This window comes from Rhodopseudomonas sp., from assembly GCF_013377015.1.
GTDB lineage: Bacteria > Pseudomonadota > Alphaproteobacteria > Rhizobiales > Xanthobacteraceae > JARJEH01.
Genome location: NZ_JACABA010000015.1, coordinates 1 through 3,083 on the forward strand (window position 1 = coordinate 1; position 3,083 = coordinate 3,083).

A 3,083-nucleotide genomic window follows, 5' to 3' on the forward strand; every position below is an offset into this window, starting at 1 on the left:
GGCATGGTCGCCGCGTCCGCTGGCGAGTTCGCCAAAGCGCTTCAAAACCTTGCACAGGAAGAAGCCCAGCCACACACTCTCGCCCTTGCCCAGTATTCCGACGCGATTCATGCCGTCGTTCCAGTCGCCGGAGCCGATCAGTGGCAGACCGTGCGCACCCGTGGGCAGTCCGTGGCGGATCGCGCGCACGCAGTGCTCGTAAAGGGTGGCGGATTCGCCTGAGCGCGCCGGCAGATCGTAGTAGGAATCGTCCTCCGGATTCACCGGCCGGCCTTCAAGGAAATTCACGCTCTCATCCAGTATCCCGGTATCACCGGTGCTCCTGACGTAGCGACACACGGCGAGCGGCAGCCAGAGATAATCGTCCGAGCAGCGCGTGCGCACGCCGCGGCCGGCGGGCGGGTGCCACCAGTGCTGCACATCGCCTTCAAGAAACTGCCGGCTTGCGCACAGCAGCAGATGCTGGCGCACCAGGCCCGGCTCGGCATGTATCAGGGCCATCGAATCCTGCAACTGGTCGCGGAAGCCAAAGGCACCGCCGGACTGGTAGTACCCGCTGCGCGCCCAGATGCGGCAGGCCAGCGTCTGATAGAGCAGCCAGCCGTTGGCCAGCACGTTGAGCGAAGCATCCGGCGTCTGCACCTGCACGGCCCCGAGCGTGTGGTTCCAGTACAGCCACACCGCTTCGAGTGCCGCCCGCGCCGCCAGGCTGCCGCGAAAGCGCTGCACCATGCGACCCGCTTCATCGGCATTGCGACCGACACCGAGCCGGAAGACGATTTCGCGCTCCTCGCCGTCCGCGAGATCGAAGCTCACTTGTATCGCCGCGCAGGGATCAAGACCCGCGCCGACCTTGCCGGATAGCCGCGTGCGCTTCATGGCGGCAGGATTGCGCAGCGTGCCGTTGCGGCCGAGGAATTCCCGGCGGTCACCGCTGACGCTGCGCCGTGCATCATCCACATCAAAGAAGGCGACGCGCTCGGCAAACTCCGTGCTGTAGGGATTGCGCGCAAAAAGTGCGCCGCTTGGCCCATGGATTTCAGTGTTCACGTGCATGGCCGACTTGGCCCGCAAGTCACCGAGCACCCATTCGACATAGCCGGTCGCCGAGAGCTTGCGCGACCGCCCCGAGGCATTGCGCACTTTCAGCACCGAGAACTTGATGGCGGCATCCATGGCCACGTAAATCCATAACTCGGTACGAATGCCGTTCGCATGCGTCTCGAAGACGCTGTAGCCGAAGCCATGGCGGATGACGCAGGCCTTGGCGGCAAGAGCCGGCAGGGGCGTCGGTCACCAGGTATGACCGGTCTCTTCGTCACGCAGGTAGATGGCCTCGCCGCCGGCATCGCTGACCGGATCGTTGTGCCAGGGCGTGAGGCGGAATTCGTGTGCATTCTCGCTCCACGTGTAGGCCGAACCGCTTTCCGAAACGATGGTGCCGAACTCGGGATTGGCCAGCACGTTAACCCAGGGCGCCGGCGTCACCTGCCCCGGCGCCAGGGTAATCACGTATTCGCGTCCGTCGCCGGTGAATCCGCCCAGACCGTTGGAGAGAATGAGGTCCTTGCGCGGCGCAACGGGACCCAGCGCATCCTCGGCGCGATGCGTCCTGCTGGCGGTAAAGCGCGGCATCAGTGGTTCCGCGAGCCGGCGCTTGCTTATCTGTTCTTCCAGCGACCCGCGCCCGTCCGTGATGATGGCGCGCGCCACCGACTGCAACAGGATGCGGTCCTCGCCGGAGATCTGCTCCGCCGGCCGCACAAAGATGCCGCCGGGCCGGTCCATCAGGCTGGCCTCCAGCCCCGAAGCAATCAGCCCCATGATCTGTTCCTGCAACTGCTGCCGGTAACCGGCGTGATCCTCGTTCCAGATCACCAGATCAACCGCCAGTCCCTTCAACCGCCAGTAGGCATGCGCCTGCACCAGTTGGCGTACCAGATCGATGTTGGATGCGTCGCCGATCTGCAGCAGCACGATAGGCAGATCGCCGGAAATGGCATAGCCCCACAAACCCGACTGTCCGCGCCGGTTGCGCATGATCACGCTGGCGTCGGCGCGCAGGGAAGCATTGGCATGAATGATGGAGCCGGCCAGCCGTGCGTACAGTTGAGCATCCGCCTCGGTGGCATTGAGCTGGCGCAGCACCACCTGGCTGTGCGTCCAGCTGAGTTCGAAGACACGGTCGGCAAGATGCCGGTCCTGATACTTGTGGATCAGGCTGAGTGCGATGTCGCGGCTGTCCGTAGCGCCGGACACCATGTCGACGGTTGCCGACTGCTCCGGGTCCAGTGTCAGCGTATAGCGAATGGCGACAACCGGATCGAGTACCGAACCATCGGTATCCGAAAGTGGCGCCGGATCGATCATCGCCTGTGGCGCAACGGCGCTGCGCGTGCGGCCGATGAAGCGCGACCTGTCGGTCTCGTAGGACGCCTCGCCGACGTCCGCGCCATGCACCGCCATCAGGTGGAACATCCACGGTTCTTCGTCGCCCAGCGAACGCGGCCGGCGCGTACAGACAATTGCATGCCGGTCGCGCAGGATTTCCGTCTGCACGAAAAGATTGCTGAAGGCCGGATGCATCACATCCGCCGCCGACGGCGCGATCACCACCTCGGCGTAGCTCGTCACGTCAATCTCGCGGCGATGACGGGAACGATTGGTGATGCGCACGCGGCGCAATTCGATATCGTCTTCCGGCGACACGACAATCTCGGTGTGCGTCTCGAAATCGCCGTCACCCACCGAATCGCGGCGGCGGAACTCGGCACGTCCTTCGGAGAAGATGGCCTCGTATGTCTCGGGCCGCCGCAGTGTCGGCTGCCAGGCGCTGGACCAGAAGGCCCCGCTCTTCACTTCGCGGATATAGCAGAAGCTGCCCCAGTTATCGCAGGTCGCATCCTCGCGCCAGCGCGTGACGGCCAGATCGCGCCAGCGCGAATAGCCGCCGCCGGCGTTCGTGACCACCACGTGGTAGCGGCCGTTCGACAGCAGTTGCACTTCCGGCACCGGGGTATCGGGCGTGTTGAAGACGCGGATCGGCACTTCCGCCGCTGCCAGCGTCGACCGCACTTCAGAGA

General features: G+C 64.7%; 2 pseudogenes. Both read right to left on the reverse strand.

The features are described from left to right. A pseudogene (locus tag HXX15_RS22960) lies at window positions 1-732 on the reverse strand (glycosyl transferase); the annotation flags it as partial. Between the two features lie 90 nt (window positions 733-822). Continuing rightward, window positions 823-3,075: pseudogene (locus HXX15_RS22965) on the reverse strand (glycosyl transferase); the annotation flags it as partial. Between the last annotated feature and the right edge of the window lie 8 nt (window positions 3,076-3,083).